Origin of the sequence: Streptococcus parasanguinis (assembly GCF_032163505.1) — a bacterium.
GTDB lineage: Bacteria > Bacillota > Bacilli > Lactobacillales > Streptococcaceae > Streptococcus > Streptococcus parasanguinis_V.
In genome coordinates, this window is sequence record NZ_CP134147.1 from 2,042,979 (window position 1) to 2,057,233 (window position 14,255).

A 14,255-nucleotide genomic window follows, 5' to 3' on the forward strand; every position below is an offset into this window, starting at 1 on the left:
CGAGGATCTTCTTTTATAATTTCTTTTTCAATTCGGCGACTGCCATCATGACTTCCATGGGAGTCATATTGTAGAGATCCAGATTCTTCAATTCTGTGATCACCGTATTTTCTGTCTCTTCCTCAAAGAGGGACATTTGTTCAGCAACCTGCGAAGACACTTCCTTTTTAGGAGTTGTATCCGCAAGCGGTACTTGCTGGGCTTGTCCTTCGAACTTGGTCAAAATCGCATCCGCCCGCTTCAATAATTCTTCTGGCAAACCAGCGATCTTGGCCACGTGAATCCCATAAGATTTATCTGCTGGACCGGGTTCAATCTTGTGCAAAAAGGTGACCTGTCCATCTCGCTCCAAGGTCGCGACATGGACATTTTCCAACCGGGACAGGGTCTCTGAGAGAGCTGTCAACTCATGGTAATGGGTCGCAAACAAGGTCTTAGCACCGGTACGATCGTGGATGTATTCGATGATGGACTGGGCAAGAGCCATTCCATCATAGGTCGCCGTTCCCCGTCCCAACTCATCAAATAAAATCAAGGACTGGGGCGTTGCCTTGCGAATAGCGTGATTGGCCTCCATCATTTCTACCATAAAGGTAGACTGACCCGATACCAGGTCATCAGCAGCTCCGATTCGGGTATAGATCGCATCAAAGATTGGCAACTCAGCCTTTTGCGCTGGAACATAGGAGCCGATTTGCGCAAGAATCACAATGATCGCCAATTGGCGCATATAGGTAGACTTCCCGCTCATGTTTGGCCCCGTAATCAGCTGAATATCCCGTTCTTCATCCATAAAGATGCTATTAGGAATATAGGACTGGGCTCCCATCACTTTTTCAACAACCGGATGGCGACCTTTGTCGATCGCGATTCGTCGTTCTTCATGAAAGAGGGGACGATTCAACTGTTGCGACTCAGCGACGCTGGCTAAACTTTGTAAAACATCAACCGTCGCAATCGCCTGAGCTAACTGTTGCAGACGTTGGATATACTTGCCAACTTCTTCACGAATCCGCATAAAAATCGTATATTCCAGATTAGCAGACTTCTCACGCGCCTCTAGCATATCTCCTTCGATGCGTGCCAATTCCTCCGTACCAAAGCGTTCTGAATTTTTCAAGGTCGCCTTGCGGAAAAAGTGAGCAGGAACGTGACTCAATTGAGAATTGGTGACATGGAAATAGTAGCCATCCTTCTTGTTGTAATCGATCTTTAGACCTGTAATGCCACTGGCTTCGCGCTCCTTGGCTTCAATCTCAGCAATCCAACCAGTACCATCCCGAAGAACGACACGGTATTGATCCAATTGCTCGTCAAAACCTGTACGGATGATATTTCCCTCTGTAATAACAGCAGACGCTTCCGGAGCAATAGCTGAGGTAATCAAGCGGTGCAACTCAGGAAGTTCATCCAAGCGTGCAATCAAGACATCTAAGACTGGATCACCAATCCCCAGTAGAATCGACTTGATCGTCGGCACATGCCCCAGAGTATCTCCTAGCTGCAAGAGATCCTTAGGATTGATCTTGCCAAAGGAAACCCGACTCGCTAAGCGTTCAATGTCATAGACCCCTTTGAGGCTGTCGGTCAAATCGCTCCGTTCAAAGAAATGATCCATAAAGACCTGAATGATGTCCTGGCGCTCTCGAATCCGTTTCAAATCGACTAAGGGTTTCTGAATCCAGGACCGCAACAAACGACCACCCATGGCCGTCTTGGTTTCATCCAAATACCAATACAAGCTACCATGTTTCTTCCCAGTCCGTGCATTCTCTGTCAAATCAAGACTAGCCTTGGTCGCAAAGTCCATCTGCAAGAAATCGCAAATCTCATAATGATGGGCTTTTTTGAGGTGGCTCAATTCCCGCATTTGTGTCTGGTGGACATACTGGAGAAGTTTTCCAGCTGTTTTTTTTTCTAGCTCACTCAACTGATCCCCTAAGAGTTGAACATCGTCGAGCGCCGTCTCTACATGTGACAACAAGAGATTCATCTGGCTAATAAACACACGCTCTTCCTGTTCTGGCAACTCATAACCCAGGACCACCTCACGCGCACGTAAATTGCGGATTTCTCCACAAACCATGCTAAAGTCATTGAGGGTCGTCACCTGAAACTCCCCTGTCACCAGATCCATATAGGCTAGCCCATAATCATTCCCTGAACGATCCAAAGCAACCAGAAAGTTATTCTCACTATCTGGCTTGGTCGAATCCACCACTGTACCCGGTGTAATCACCTGTACGACTTCACGCTTAACGACCCCCTTGGCTTCTTTGGGGTCTTCCATTTGTTCTGCAATCGCGACCTTATAGCCCTGTTCAATGAGAACATCAATATACTGCTGGGCCGAGTGGTAGGGAACACCCGCCATAGGGATCGGATTCTCTGCATTTTTATTCCGTGAGGTTAAGGAAATCTCTAAAATTTGAGCCGCATTCACTGCATCTTCATAAAATAATTCGTAAAAATCTCCCATTCGAAACAGCAAAAAGGCATCCGGATAGTCTTTTTTGATATCTAGATACTGCTGCATTCCAGGGGATATTTTTTCTACTGTCATACTTCTTTATTCCTTACTGTTGCGTCATTTTCTGACACAAGCTCCATAGATGAAAACAGGAGTAGATAGCTCACTATCTTCCTCCTTTTAACATCTTAATGGGGTATTTTTTTCTTTTCAAGGGGCGTGATTACTGCATCATCCCTAAAATTTCATTTTGAATTTCAATGGCCGCATCTTGGTCACGGCAGACAATCAAGAGGGTATTGGCCCCTGCTACTGTTCCCAAAATACGCTCATCTGACATTTCATCTACACCATTGGCCAAGAGAGCTGCTTCTCCTAGCTCTGTCCGCAAAACCAAGGTGAATTCTGCTCGTGAGACTGACTTGGCATGGCTAGACAACATAATATAAATCTCTGCCACCTCAGGCTCATTTGGCAAAATATAATACAACTGGTCTTTTCGTTTCACCTTAACTAGACCCAGATCGCGCAAATCTCGTGACAGAGTTGTTTGCGTTACAGCAATTCCTTTTGCTTCTAATCGATCCTGAATCTCTTTTTGAGTCGACAATTTTTCATTTCGAATCATTTGTTGAATCAAAAGGTGACGTTCTGTCTTTTTCATTGGACCTCCACTTTTGAATAAATATACTTTAAATTATACCAAAAAAATTGAAAATTCGCTCAGAATTGTGTTAAAATAATAGTTAAAAGGACTAAGGAGCTAATATGAACAATAAAGAACTCATTGCTAGTGAATTGGCCAAAGTGATTGACTCTCTTGACCAAGATGCTATTTTAAACTTGCTTGAACAACCAAAATCATCTGATCTTGGTGACATTGCTTTTCCAGCCTTCTCACTTGCAAAAGTGGAACGCAAGGCTCCTCAAGCAATCGCTGCAGATATTGCTGAAAAGATCGACCAAAGCGCCTTCGAAAAAGTCGTTGCAACTGGACCTTACGTGAACTTCTTCTTAGACAAATCTAAAATCTCTGATCAGGTAATCAAATCCGTCATCGAAGCAGGGGCAGACTACGGCCAACAAGACGAAGGTAAAGGTCAAAATATCACCATCGACCTTTCAAGCCCAAACATCGCAAAACCATTCTCAGTTGGTCACTTGCGCTCAACCGTTATCGGAGATGCTCTTTCAAATATCTTCCGCAAAATGGGCTACAACACCATTAAAATCAACCACTTGGGAGACTGGGGTAAACAATTTGGTCTCTTGATGGTCGCTTATAAAAAATGGGGTAGCAAGGAAGCTGTCGAAGCCAATCCAATCGATGAATTGTTGAAACTCTATGTCCGCATCAATGCCGAAATCGAAAATGATCCTGCTTTGGACGAGGAAGGACGTCTCTGGTTCAAGAAATTGGAAGATGGAGATCCAGAAGCAACTGAATTGTGGCAATGGTTCCGTGACGAGAGCTTGGTAGAATTCAACCGTATCTACAAACTCCTCGGTGTTGAATTTGACAGCTTAAACGGAGAAGCTTTCTACAATGACAAGATGGATGAAGCTGTCCAAATCCTTGAAGAAAAAGGCTTATTGAAAGAGTCTAAGGGAGCTAGCATCGTTGAGTTGGATGATGTCAACCTTCCACCAGCTATGATTAAGAAATCAGACGGTGCCACTCTTTATATCACTCGTGATATCGCAACCGCAATCTACCGTGCACGGACTTACAACTTTGTGAAAAACATCTATGCTGTAGGTCAAGAACAATCCAACCACTTCCGTCAGTTGAAAGCTGTTTTGAAGAAAATGGGATTTGACTGGAGCGACGATATGATCCACGTTGACTTTGGTTTGGTCACAAAGAACCGCCAAAAATTGTCAACTCGTAAAGGAAATATCATCCTGCTCGAACCAACCCTTCAAGAAGCCATCTCTCGTGCTAAAGCGCAGATCGAAGAAAAGAACCCTGAATTGGAAAACAAGGAAGAAGTAGCACGTGCAGTCGGTGTTGGTGCCGTTAAGTTCTACGACTTGAAGACAGATCGTCGCAACGGGTATGACTTTGACCTTGAAGCCATGGTATCCTTCGAAGGGGAAACTGGACCATACGTTCAATACGCATACGCACGTATCCAATCCATCCTTCGCAAAGCCAACTTCACTCCATCTGCAGATGCAACATACAGCTTGAACGACCCTGAAAGCTGGGAAATCATCAAACTTCTCCAAGACTTTGCTCGTGTCGTGAAACGTGCTGCTGAAAACTATGACCCATCCTTGATTGCTAAATATGCGATCAACTTGGCTCAAGCCTTCAACAAGTACTATGCTCACACTCGTATCTTGGATGAAAGCCCAGAACGCGATAGCCGCCTTGCTCTTAGCTACTCAACAGCAGTTGTTTTGAAAGAAGCGCTTCGTCTATTGGGTGTCGAAGCACCTGAGAAAATGTAATATCTTATCTAATGATTGATAAGTAGAACATCTCTTATGGGAGTGAGAGGAGAAACTAAATGAGATTCAATTTAGTTCTTTCTCACTCCTTTTCTCATGCCCAATGCCCTTCATTCTCTACATTTTCAGATCCTTTATATACAGGAGAAATCTATGAATCAAACCGTTTACATCTTAATCCTCATCAGTTTAGTGGTCCTCTTTTTATTTAACAAGTACGAAAGAGAAAAACTACAACGGCTCTTACAAGAGCAACTCTTGAAAGATCAAGCTTTCAAAGATAGCATCAAGGAAAAAATCCAAGAGACCGACAATATCAACGATGTCATCCATGCCATCAATAAAGACTATCGATTGGGACTCCTACTTGCTAAAGAAATCACAGAAGAATTAAAATAAGCCATAGAAGAGGAGTCATATAAAATGTGACTCCTCTTCTATTCAGTCGCAACAAATAAGAGGCTGGGACAAAAGTCCTAGCCTCTCAATTATTTTTGGATTGTCGAGCAAGACGCAGTGGTTGAGTGGGCTCTACTACGCTGATTTCATCAGCTTTTACAGCCCTACTCAACTGTGCGGAGGTGGGACGACGAAATCGAATTCTAACGAATTACCGATTTCTGTCCCACTCTCTTTATTTTAAAGATGATACAAATCTTCTACAATGGCGGCTACTTTTTTAATATCTCCCAACATCCCCCGCATTTCAAAATCGGCTAACATAGGGAAACCAAAGCGTTGGCTGTATTGCTTAGCGGTTAAACAATATTGATTGTTAAAATTCCGATTGCCTGATCCAACCACTCCTAAGCACTTGCTGGCGTTGCCTCCGTAAGCAATAAAATCTGCGACATCTGTCGTCAAAATTTCCACATCGCCATTGTCAACACCATTTCCACCCTCCAAATAGGTTGGCAAAAAAGTAATAAAAGGATTGGTCATTTCAAAGAAGGGCTGGCCCTCTTTGACCAGGTCTTTCACATGCACTTTCTCGATTTCAAGTCCGGGATGGGCTTCCAGCAAATAGTCACTTAAGCGGCGGACAAAACTCTCTGTATTCCCACTCAGACTAATATAAACAAAGGATACTTTCATCTTTTTTCTCCAATCAAGAAGCTCTCTTATCCTCTAAGAGAGCTCCATTCAAACTTATCTATTATGCCGTAGCTTGAGCTTTTCTCAAACGCAAGGTTTTATACAAAACAATCCCAAGGAAGAGAAGAGATAAAGCAGTCAAGAGTAACAAAGCAATGGACGAAGATGCCAGATATCGTTGGCGAAGGGACGGGGTTGAAAAACTAGCTAATAGTGGACGCCCTGCAAAATAATTATAGCAAGAGAAGGCTTGACTTAATAAAATCTGCCCCATGTAAGTATAATGGGCTGTTAACAGATCCTGCTTCATAAAGAGGAAATAGAAAGTTGCCAGTAAGGCAATCAGAATCAGGGAAACAAATAAAAAGGTTAGTGGAGACTGATTGAGTTGGGCTGATTTCTCATAATATGTCACGTAGTCAGCCTTGTCTTGAGCCGTTGTTAAACCAAGTTGTTTCGCAAAATCATCTGTCAGCTCAAAACTCTTTGAAGCTCCAAAGGTTGAGACAGCTGAAGTCAGGGTTCCAACCGTAGAGAAAAATAACAGGATGTAAAGATAGATAGGTTTCTTTTTCATACAAACTCCTTTTCATTTCTTACACCCTATTATATCGCGATACAGATAGAAAGGCAAGCGCCTCAAAACCGTGGAAGCACTTGCCTGATCACTGATACGTTCAAATGAAATTCATTTGGAAAAGTAATGTGTGCAAAAGATGAAAAGCCATCGCAACTGTATCATTGGAATGATTAGAGATATAACGGAGTCCTATAAACTTTCATTCGAACACCACCAGTATACCTCATTCTCTTCTTCTTGTGTCATCCATTTCTATTCTGCTTCATTTCGACACGATTTGGTCTATAAAAGCCATTTCCTCTCCTCATCCAAAAACTATTCTGTTCTATTTCTCAACTATTTGGTCATCACTCCATCAAAAAAGCCAGAAGAACTTGCCTTCTGACTTTCTTTATTTAGATGAATGAACGACAGAAATAAGAATTAATCTTCTTTTTTCTTGCGTGCAAGACCCAATCCAAGCAATCCAGCCATCGCACCTGCAAGAACAGCTGCAGTTGAGCTTTCTGTACCTGTATTTGGAAGCGTAGGTGTTTGTGGTTGCGCAGGTTGTACAGGCTGTTCCGGAACTTCAGGAGTTGGTTCGGTTGGAACCTCTGGAGTTGGTGGAACGATTGGTGTAGGTGGAACAATTGGTGTAGGTGGGTTGTATGGAGTTGGTGGAGTTGGAGGAACTGGTGTTGGTGGGGTTGGAATATCTGTTTCCGTTACCACTTTATTCTTATGCCATTTCACTTCAGCTTCCGGTTTCACCGGATTCGTATTTGGAACGACTTCAGGAGTTGGTGGGGTTGGAGCTTTTGGTGGAGTTGGAGCTTTTGGTTCCTCCACATCGACCGTAATCACAGTGTAGTTAGGTGCTGTTGGCGGAGTTGGTGATTTAGGTTCTTCAGGTTTACTTGGCTCTGCTGGCACTTCCACAACTGTTGGTGTTGGTGGAGTTGGAGCCTTTGGTTCTGTTGGTTTTGTTGGCTCTTTCGGTTTTTCTCCTGGCTCTTTAGGAAGACCTACATTTGAGTTGATGGCAAACCAATAAACCGTTGGTTGACCAGCCGCATTGGCACCATTAGCCGTAAAGACTAAGTGTCCATCTGACATCTTCAAGCCTGCTCCACCATAATAGAGGTATGGAGAAGATGGATTATCCCAACCTTCAAGAGTTGTTGAAGATTCACCGTTAAAGACAGAGCCATGTTCAATATATTGGTTATCTTTAAAGGAAGTCACTTCTTTAGTAGCAGCATCATAAGAAACACTTGAGTTTGGAATTGGAATAAATTTATTGTTTCCAACATTTACAGACTCTTGGTGTTCCACGTTTTCAAATTTCTTCTTAGGCGTGAACGTAATTTGACCTGTAGTTGCATCTACTTTGTATGATCCGATAACATCATCCTTACCTTCAAAGGTAAATTCTTCTGTACCAATAGAATGAACACTTCCTGAACCCGAAGCATTTACAGTTAACGCATCCGTTACTTCTTCCTTCTCAGGTGTCGTACCAGGAACCCATTTACCTGTGTCATCTTTAACATAACCATATTTCTGAGTCACAATTTTGAGAGGGTTGTCTGCTGAAATGGAAACAGTTGCAGTACCAAAGTCTGCTTTTCCTGTTTTAACCTTCACTTCATTGTTTTCAATGCTCATGGATGAACCATCTGCATATGGATCCCAAGTTCCACGAACAGTGTTGCCATTTTTATCTTTGGCTTCTACTGTAAGGGCACGAGGTTTGTCTCCACTATCGACATAGGAAGCACCTGTCCAGTGGTTGAGCGAGTTCAACGCTACAATCGCATTGCGTTGAGTCAAATCAAATTTATTGCCATCACCATCATAGAATTCAACATCGACAGCAACCTTAACAGGTTTGTCTTGGTCTGTTGAAGCACCCACTGTCATGGTTACCGTTGGATCTGCGTTGACTGCTGCAATCCCTTTGCCATCATTTGATGGAAGACTTAAAATCTCATAACGGTAAATCACACGTTTGATTGGATGCATATCCGTATTTTCACGCATGCTGGACTGATTCAAGTTATCATAAGTAACGACAAATTTATCGCCTTCTTTCACTTGAATGTACTCAGTTTCATTATTGGCCCAAGGACTAGTTGCTACAATATCTGCAGCTTCCAATTTATTGGAATCATACTGATGTACATTACTTGTATTCAAACGAGCTTGAGCATCACGAGTGAGATAAGTGCTGATGCCGTCAATAGTGTGCGTTGCTCCACCTTCACGTTGGAAGGTCAAATCTTGGACAGTTGACACATTTTTAAGGTCAGCATACGCATTGTCTGTCATATATTTGTCGTATGCTTGTTTCGCGTCCGTATATTGTTTTTTAGCAATTTCGTATTCAGCTAATTTCTTTTGATAAGCAATATAGTCATTTTCATACTGTGCTTTTTTAACATTGTATGTGTTAAGATCAGCGTCGTATTTTTTCTTGGCAGCATCTTCTTCTGCTTTCTTAGCAACTAACTTACCATAAGCTTCTTTATCTTTATCGTATTGAGCTTTCTTAGCTTGGTATTCTTGTAAATCTTTGTCATATTGCGCTTTAGCTGTATTGTAAACAGCCATTTCTGCATCATACTTAGCCTTAGCATCTGCATTGGCCTTATCGGCTGCTGCTTTTTCGGCTACTTTGGCATCGTAGGCTGCTTTTTTAGTATTGTACTCTTCTAAAGCTTTATCATAAGCTGCCTTTTCCTGATTGTACTTTGCTGTTTTCTTTTGGTAATCTGCTTCCGCATCCGCATTTCTCTTTTCAATCAATGTGATTTCTTGAGATTTTGCTTCATACTCGGCTTTGGCCTTTTTGTAGTTTTCAACGACTGTGTTGATTTCAGCTGTTTGAGCTTTGTTATCTGCTTCTGCTGCTGCGATAGATGGTTGGACTTTTTCCGCTTCTTCTGTAACGGTCACACCTTCTGTAGCTGCATCAGCTTTTGCTTTTTCAAGTTCTGGTGATTCTACATAAGTCGTCGTAACTGTTTTATTTCCTTCTGTCACAGTTGTAGATGTCAACTTAGAACTTGTTGCAACAGCTGCATCACTTGTTGCTGTATCCGTAGTAGTTGCTTCAGTTGCAGGCGCTGTTGCCTCATCTGCTTTCACTTCTGCTCCGTAGGTATTAACAGTAGCCAATCCAGCGATGGCCAATGAAACAACACCGACTGATAACTTACGAATTGAAAATTTTTCCTGCTTCGAAATATGTTCACGATAGCTTTTCATTTTCAAAACTCTCCTTTTTTGTTTAAAAAAATCTCACTGTAGAGGCAAAAATATGCTACTTCCAGTTAACTCCATTGTATCACAATCAACCATTTTTATATATTTGTCAATTTAATTTTTTATTTTACTTTAAATATATAACAACTTGAATCCCCAAACTTTCCTTGCCTTCCCCATCTTTAGTTGAAAATATATGCAAATGCCTTTGAAAAAGCCCTTTATTTTCAAGGGTTTTCAAGGTACTTTCTCTTTTTATAAATTTCACCGGAAGGCTTTTTAAGAGGAACTATTTTTTTATACCAATAAATTAGATTTGAAGACTGAAATAAAAAATTATGTAATTTTTTCCCTTTAGGAGTTGCAAAATTCAAAAAAACAACACTTCTTACAGAAGTGTCCATTCCCTAAACTAGCTCCATTTCTTTTCCCAAATAAGAAGTAATGAAAAAGACCAAGGTCTTATGGGCCTTGGTCTTCTAACAACTAATGATTAGTTTAAGTGCCAGATATCTTCATTGTACTGAGCGATCGTACGGTCAGATGAGAAGAATCCTGCTTTCGCAATGTTAACGATGACTTGATCCAACCATGCATCACGGTCTTCGTAGTCAGCCAACATGCGTTCTTTGGTGACAATGTAGTCTTCCAAGTCAAGAAGAGTCATGAACCAGTCTTTGTTGATCAATTCCTTGTGAAGACGAGTCAAGCGTTCCTTGTTACCAACTGCAAGAACGGCATCGCTGATAATGAAGTCTACCAATGGTTTGATAGCTTCACGTTCATAGAAGTCCGCTGATTTGTATGCTGATTTCTCATATAGATCGATTACAGTTTCTGAATCTTCACCGAAGATGTAGATGTTGTCACGTCCAACCAATTCAGCGATTTCCACGTTTGCTCCATCCATAGTACCAAGTGTCAACGCACCATTCAACATGAATTTCATGTTACCAGTACCTGAAGCTTCCTTAGAAGCAAGGGAGATTTGCTCAGAAATATCGCTAGCTGGAATCAAGTAGCTTGCAGCAGTCACGTTGTAGTTTTCTACCATAACGACTTGCAAGTGTGGAGCTACTGCTGGATCGTTTGCAATCACTTCAGACAAGCAAAGGATCAAGTGGATAATATCTTGTGCAATGGTGTAGGCAGGAGCTGCTTTACCACCAAAGAGAACAGTGATTGGGCGAGCAGGGATATTTCCAGCTTTGATGTCCAAGTATTTGTGGATCACATACAAAGCGTTCATTTGTTGACGTTTGTATTCGTGGAGACGTTTGATTTGGGTATCAAAGATAGAGTTAGGATTGATTTCCACACCTTGATGGTCTTTCAAGAAACGAGCCAATTTCCGTTTGTTGTGAGACTTGATGTTTTCCAATTTTGCTTTGACTGCATCTTTATCTTCATAAGAAAGAAGATCTTCCAATTTAGATGCGTCATGGTGCCAGTCACGTCCGAGGATATCATCCAAGTAGTGTGACAAGGTTGGGTTGGCATGCATGAGCCAACGACGGAATGTGATACCGTTTGTTTTGTTGTTGAATTTTTCAGGGTAAATGTCGTAGAAGGCTTTCAACTCAGAATTCTTCAAGATTTCTGTGTGAAGTGCTGCTACCCCGTTTACGCTAAATCCATAGTGGATATCCATGTGCGCCATGTGTACGCGATCATTCTCATCGATGATTTGAACAGCTGGATCTTTGTATTCAGCGCGAACACGGCGGTCCAATTCTTCAATGATTGGAACCAAGTGAGGAACCACTTCTTGCAAAAATTCAAGTGGCCATTTTTCAAGGGCTTCTGCAAGGATTGTGTGGTTAGTGTAAGCCGTCATGCTACGAACGATAGAGATGGCTTCATCCATTCCAATACCACGTTCTGTCAAAAGACGGATCAATTCAGGGATGACCATTGATGGGTGAGTATCGTTGATTTGGACAACAGCATAGTCAGCAAGGTCATGCAAGTTGCTTCCTTTTTCGATGGCTTCGTCGATGATCAATTGTGCACCGTTTGATACCATGAAGTATTGTTGGAAGATACGGAGCAATTCCCCTTGACGGTTACTATCATCTGGGTACAAGAAGAGGGTCAAGTTGCGAGCGATATCTGTCTTGTCAAAGTTAATACCATCTTCAATAATAGATGAATCAACTGAATCCAAGTCGAACAAACGCAAACGGTTCTTGGTTTCAATCTTGTAACCAGGGACATCGATATCATAAAGGGTAGAAGTCAATGTGAAGTGTGCAAATGGCACTTGGTAGCTACGGCTTGAACGAACGAGCCAGCTTTGGTCAGTCAACCATGCATTTGGAATCGTTTCTTGTTGGTTGTTTTTAAGGACTTGTTGGAACAAACCAAAGTGGTAGTTCAAACCAACCCCATCCCCTGTCAAACCAAGGCTTGAGATAGAGTCGATAAAGCAGGCTGCCAAACGTCCCAAACCACCGTTACCAAGTGATGGTTCCAATTCCACTTCTTCGACTTCGATCAAGTCTTTACCAGCATCTGACAATTCTTTTTTAACATCGTCGTAAAGACCCAAGTTGATCAAGTTGTTAGACAAGAGTTTACCGATCAAGAACTCAGCTGAGATGTAGTAAACTTTTTTCTTACCAGTATTTAATTTCTTTTGAGCGCTTGCTTGCTTGGTGTAATTAAGCAAAGCAATGTACAATTCTTCATTTGAACATTCAGCAATTGTTTTTTGATGATGATCAATCACATATTTTTGTAATGATTCCATGTTGGGAGTCTCCTTTGTTTCAACAATTTTAATAGGGGGGAAAGATTATTTTTTTGCTTTCTTAACTTCTTTTTTCAAGTCTTTGTTTTCACGACGATAGATCGTAGTGAAATCAAGCAATTCTTGCTCGACAGCTGGAGTCAATTGATCCGCTGTCATTCGCCATGACCAGTTACCACCGAGAGTAGATGGGAAGTTCATCCGAGCTGAGCCATCTAACTCAAGCAAGTCTTGCATCGTAGCAATCGCCATGAAGCTGACGGAAGCAAAGACGGTGCGAAGCATAGCATGCGGTACAGATTCGTACTCTTTCCGGTTGGTATAACGAGCAAGATACTCACGAGTTGGATCGTCGATTTCATTGCGGTACCATCCAAGAACTGTGTTGTTATCATGTGTTCCAGTGTACATCACAGAGTTGTTTGGTGCCAAGTGAGGGCTATCGATACTTTCATCGTCAGGATTGAAGGCGAATTGAAGAATCTTCATTCCTGGGAAGCCAGTACGTTCGCGAAGCTCAATAACTTCATCCGTCATAAAGCCAAGGTCCTCAGCGATGATGTTCAAATCACCGAGCTCTTCCTTCACGGCTGCAAAGAGTTTGTAGCCAGGACCTTTGACCCATTTACCTGGTGCTGCAGTTTCAGAACCAGCAGGGATTTCCCAGTATGATTCGAAACCACGGAAGTGGTCGATCCGAACGATGTCATAGATCTTGAAGCTTTCACGCAAGCGTTCAATCCACCATTGGTAGCCATCTTTGTCCATTGCTTCCCAGTCATAGATTGGGTTCCCCCAAAGTTGACCAGTTGCTGAGAACTCATCTGGCGGGCATCCTGCAATGCAAGTTGCTTTTCCGTTTTCATCTGTTTTGAAGAGATGAGGATTAGCCCACATGTCACTTGAATCTTCCGCTACATAGATTGGCATATCTCCCACAATTTCAATGTGGTGGTCGTTGGCATAAGCTTTCAAGGCCAACCATTGTTGGAAGAAGAAGAATTGAGTTACACGATGGTAAGTCAATTTATCAGCCAATTCTTCACGGTATTTAGCCAAAGCTTTTGGCTCACGCGCACGAATAGCTGCATCTGGCCACTCTGTCCAAGCTTTCAAATCAAAGTGTTCTTTAATAGCCATGTATTCTGCGAAGAGCTCCAACCAAGAAGCATCGGCTTCACAAAATTCTTGGAATTCTTTTTGATCACTTGATTTTAAGAAATTCGCAACTGCTTTTTCAAGCAAGGGACGACGTTGTTCAAAAACCTTTGCATAATCCACTTGAGTAGGATCTTGACCAAAGTCCACTCCTTTAAGGTCTGCTTCTGTTAACAAACCTTGCTCGATCAAAAGATCGAAATCAATAAAATGAGTGTTCCCAGCAAAAGCTGAGAAAGATTGGTATGGAGAATCTCCATAACTAGTTGTACCAAGCGGCAAGATTTGCCAGTAACGTTGCTTGGTCCGAACGAGGAAATCAACAAAATCATATGCTGATTGTCCGAATGATCCGATTCCGTATTGTCCAGGAAGGGAAGAAATGTGCATCAAAACACCACTTTGACGTTTTTTCATGGGTTACCACCTTTTTTTATTTCTTTGAAGCCTGCGATTCGGTGCACGGTATGGGTATCGTTGCAGAGTCGTATCCA

The 14,255-nt window shown here is 42.2% G+C and carries 9 protein-coding genes; 2 read left to right on the forward strand and 7 right to left on the reverse strand.

Features of this window, described 5'->3' with window-relative positions; translation table 11 throughout:
• Nucleotides 1–13: 13 nt before the first annotated feature.
• Both mutS and argR read right to left on the reverse strand, forming a co-directional pair.
• On the reverse strand, nucleotides 14–2,563 hold the full coding sequence (gene mutS / locus RIN70_RS09940; RefSeq protein ID WP_195623347.1) for a DNA mismatch repair protein MutS: 2,550 nt from the start codon (nucleotides 2,561–2,563) through the stop codon (nucleotides 14–16).
• A gap of 130 nt (nucleotides 2,564–2,693) precedes the next feature.
• Nucleotides 2,694–3,134, reverse strand: a complete 441-nt coding sequence (gene argR, locus RIN70_RS09945; RefSeq protein WP_003009125.1) for an arginine repressor — start codon at nucleotides 3,132–3,134, stop codon at nucleotides 2,694–2,696.
• Between the two features lie 104 nt (nucleotides 3,135–3,238).
• Between argR and argS the strand changes: the two genes are divergently transcribed.
• Together argS and RIN70_RS09955 are read left to right on the forward strand one after the other, a co-directional pair.
• Complete coding sequence (gene argS, locus RIN70_RS09950) at nucleotides 3,239–4,927, forward strand: arginine--tRNA ligase (protein WP_313790579.1); 1,689 nt, start codon at nucleotides 3,239–3,241, stop codon at nucleotides 4,925–4,927.
• A gap of 153 nt (nucleotides 4,928–5,080) precedes the next feature.
• The gene (locus RIN70_RS09955; protein WP_272145048.1) at nucleotides 5,081–5,326 is read left to right on the forward strand and encodes a MarR family transcriptional regulator; all 246 of its coding nucleotides are present in this window, start codon (nucleotides 5,081–5,083) and stop codon (nucleotides 5,324–5,326) included.
• Between the two features lie 240 nt (nucleotides 5,327–5,566).
• Here the strand turns inward: RIN70_RS09955 and nrdI are convergent, their stop codons facing one another.
• From nrdI to malQ, 5 genes are all read right to left on the reverse strand, one after another.
• Nucleotides 5,567–6,022, reverse strand: a complete 456-nt coding sequence (nrdI, locus tag RIN70_RS09960; RefSeq protein WP_155125189.1) for a class Ib ribonucleoside-diphosphate reductase assembly flavoprotein NrdI — start codon at nucleotides 6,020–6,022, stop codon at nucleotides 5,567–5,569.
• 61 nt (nucleotides 6,023–6,083) lie between these two features.
• Nucleotides 6,084–6,599 (reverse strand): ABC transporter permease, encoded by a 516-nt coding sequence (locus tag RIN70_RS09965; protein WP_070587705.1) that lies wholly within the window; start codon nucleotides 6,597–6,599, stop codon nucleotides 6,084–6,086.
• A 426-nt stretch (nucleotides 6,600–7,025) separates the two neighbouring features.
• A complete protein-coding gene (locus RIN70_RS09970) occupies nucleotides 7,026–9,854 on the reverse strand; it encodes a GbpC/Spa domain-containing protein (RefSeq protein WP_272144794.1) in 2,829 nt (942 codons plus the stop codon).
• Between the two features lie 490 nt (nucleotides 9,855–10,344).
• A complete protein-coding gene (glgP, locus tag RIN70_RS09975; protein WP_049471794.1) occupies nucleotides 10,345–12,603 on the reverse strand; it encodes a glycogen/starch/alpha-glucan family phosphorylase in 2,259 nt (752 codons plus the stop codon).
• A 45-nt stretch (nucleotides 12,604–12,648) separates the two neighbouring features.
• Nucleotides 12,649–14,178 (reverse strand): 4-alpha-glucanotransferase, encoded by a 1,530-nt coding sequence (gene malQ, locus RIN70_RS09980; protein ID WP_031574710.1) that lies wholly within the window; start codon nucleotides 14,176–14,178, stop codon nucleotides 12,649–12,651.
• Between the last annotated feature and the right edge of the window lie 77 nt (nucleotides 14,179–14,255).

Bases quoted from the DNA above. Each gene is read 5' to 3' on its own strand.
- mutS (WP_195623347.1), bottom strand. From the start codon at position 2,563: ATGACAGTAGAAAAAATATCCCCTGGAATGCAGCAGTATCTAGATATC.
- argR (WP_003009125.1), bottom strand. From the start codon at position 3,134: ATGAAAAAGACAGAACGTCACCTTTTGATTCAACAAATGATTCGAAAT.
- argS (WP_313790579.1), top strand. From the start codon at position 3,239: ATGAACAATAAAGAACTCATTGCTAGTGAATTGGCCAAAGTGATTGAC.
- RIN70_RS09955 (WP_272145048.1), top strand. From the start codon at position 5,081: ATGAATCAAACCGTTTACATCTTAATCCTCATCAGTTTAGTGGTCCTC.
- nrdI (WP_155125189.1), bottom strand. From the start codon at position 6,022: ATGAAAGTATCCTTTGTTTATATTAGTCTGAGTGGGAATACAGAGAGT.
- RIN70_RS09965 (WP_070587705.1), bottom strand. From the start codon at position 6,599: ATGAAAAAGAAACCTATCTATCTTTACATCCTGTTATTTTTCTCTACG.
- RIN70_RS09970 (WP_272144794.1), bottom strand. From the start codon at position 9,854: ATGAAAAGCTATCGTGAACATATTTCGAAGCAGGAAAAATTTTCAATT.
- glgP (WP_049471794.1), bottom strand. From the start codon at position 12,603: ATGGAATCATTACAAAAATATGTGATTGATCATCATCAAAAAACAATT.
- malQ (WP_031574710.1), bottom strand. From the start codon at position 14,178: ATGAAAAAACGTCAAAGTGGTGTTTTGATGCACATTTCTTCCCTTCCT.